The sequence below is a fragment of the uncultured Acetatifactor sp. genome (assembly GCF_948601915.1).
Taxonomy (GTDB): domain Bacteria; phylum Bacillota; class Clostridia; order Lachnospirales; family Lachnospiraceae; genus Acetatifactor.
The window spans coordinates 1-1,852 of sequence record NZ_CAPDXS010000275.1 but is presented as its reverse complement, the minus strand read 5'-3'; the positions used below and the strand labels follow the sequence as shown (position 1 = coordinate 1,852).

The 1,852-nt window shown below is 53.0% G+C and carries 2 protein-coding genes; both read right to left on the bottom strand.

All coding sequences use genetic code 11. From position 1 onward, the window contains the following. Positions 1-1,205: SDR family oxidoreductase (locus Q2B33_RS24005; protein WP_300785591.1), on the bottom strand; the 1,205-nt coding region annotated here is incomplete at its 3' end. Then, positions 1,202-1,759: a condensation domain-containing protein gene (locus Q2B33_RS24000; protein ID WP_300785590.1), complete on the bottom strand. Its 558-nt coding sequence runs from the start codon at positions 1,757-1,759 to the stop codon at positions 1,202-1,204. The genes Q2B33_RS24000 and Q2B33_RS24005, both read right to left, overlap by 4 nt. Positions 1,760-1,852 lie beyond the last annotated feature (93 nt).

Here is a 1,852-nt window from a genome sequence, read left to right as displayed (position 1 = left end):
TTATGAAAACTCAGAAATTCTAGAAATCCTAATCGGCTAGGCCGTGAATTGTAACTCCTCCAGCCCGTCTTCTCCATGTCATTCCGGAAAGCCTCAAACATATATTCCGTCCCCTTCTCCCGCAAGGTCCCCCGCAGCGCCTGGTAAAAGGCTGTTCCCTCCACCACTTCCATGGAAATCCCCAGCTCATGCACCACCTTCACGAAACGGTCGAAATAGATGGGACGGTTGCTGTTCAGGTGGAAGACGGTCTGCTTTCCTGCATATTGCGCAATCCTCACGATTCCCTCCGCCGTCAGGTCTATGGGGGAGAATTCCGCGTACAAGTGCATCAGGTAGTCCGGGAACAGCCCAAACTCCAGGATGGCCTTGAACCTGGTGAGGAACGCGTTCTGGCTGTAATTAGGCTGGAACCTGTAATCCGAGGCCCGGCTGGTCAGGTTGCCCACCCGTATAACCTTGGCGTCGAGCCCCGTGAGCATGGCATCGAATACCGCCCTCTCCGCCTCGAACTTGCTGTGGACATAGACATTGTCCAGGGGCTGGCCTATGTAAAGGCAGGACTCACCGAAGAATTTCTCCTCCGACCACCGATAGACCGCAAATTCCTCTGCCAGACTGTTCCCGCTGACGCTCAGAGTGGAGACATGCAGCAGCCTGGCCCCCACAGACTTGGCATAGTTTATCACATGCTCTGTGCCCTCCGCGTTGACACGATGGAAATAGGCATAGGAGCCATAATGCTTGACGCTGGCCGCCGTATGGATGACGGTCTGCACGTCCCGGGGCATGTCCCGCGCCAGTGAATCCGATTCGATATCTCCCACGATGGGGATAATCCTTCGCGACTGCTTCGGCCCGGACTCCACGCCTGCCGCTTTTTCTGCCACTGGCCCTGTATCCAATCCCTTTGTACGCTCTAAATCCAGTTCCTCCATATGGTTCGCACCTGATTTCTCGATAGCTTCCTCATCCAATCCATCGGCAAATTCCGCCTCGTACCGGTCTCCGAAATAGTACCGCAGAATATCCCGAAGCCGTGCTTTGCCATCCGCGGTCTCCCCGCCGCGCACCAGGCAGTACACTTTCCCTGTCTCCTCCTGGAGCAGCCTGTCCAGCACGTGGGCCCCCAGAAATCCGGTGGCTCCGGTGAGCAGCACATTGCCAAGAGATTTCTTCTCCGGCACAAAGCTCTCGTCAATCACGTTCTCCTCAAGCAGACTCCGGTATTTGTCAAAATCCGCCGCCTCATAGCGAATCTTTTCCTCGTCTCCGGCAGCGCCTCATCGGTCTCTCCCGTCAATCCGCGATATGCCGCATCTATCTGGTTCGCCATCAGCCCGAAAGTCCAGGCATCCGATATCAGATGGCTCAGCACCACCAATACGCCGCTTCTGCTCTCCCTATCCAAATGGAATACCACAAAACGATACATCTGTCTTTCCAGAAGCCCCACAGGCTCTCTCGCAAAGATTTCCGCATACTGATCAAACTCCTGTCGGGAGTCAAATGTCATGATTGGGATATCCTCGTCTACCTCTTCCGAGATATATTGCATGGGTTCCTTTCCTTCACAGAAGCGCAGGCGGATACCGCTCTGGCTCCATATGAATTGGCAGACTGCCTTGCGCAGCAGATTGCCGTCCCTTCTCTCAGGAAAGAATACGGCGCCGCAGAGATTGGCGATTGCTGTGTCGCCATAGTATTTTTGCAGGTTCCAGATATTCTGTTGTGGTGTTGTTAAGTGAAAGTATTCCATGTTGCCCTCCAAATATTGTTATTCATATTTCAATCTGCTTTAAATAAAAGTTTCCCAATTTGTCGGACTATATCTTATTATATAGAAGCATAT

Excerpts from the sequence above, each read along its gene's own strand:
- Q2B33_RS24000 (WP_300785590.1), bottom strand. The coding sequence starts at position 1,759 with ATGGAATACTTTCACTTAACAACACCACAACAGAATATCTGGAACCTG.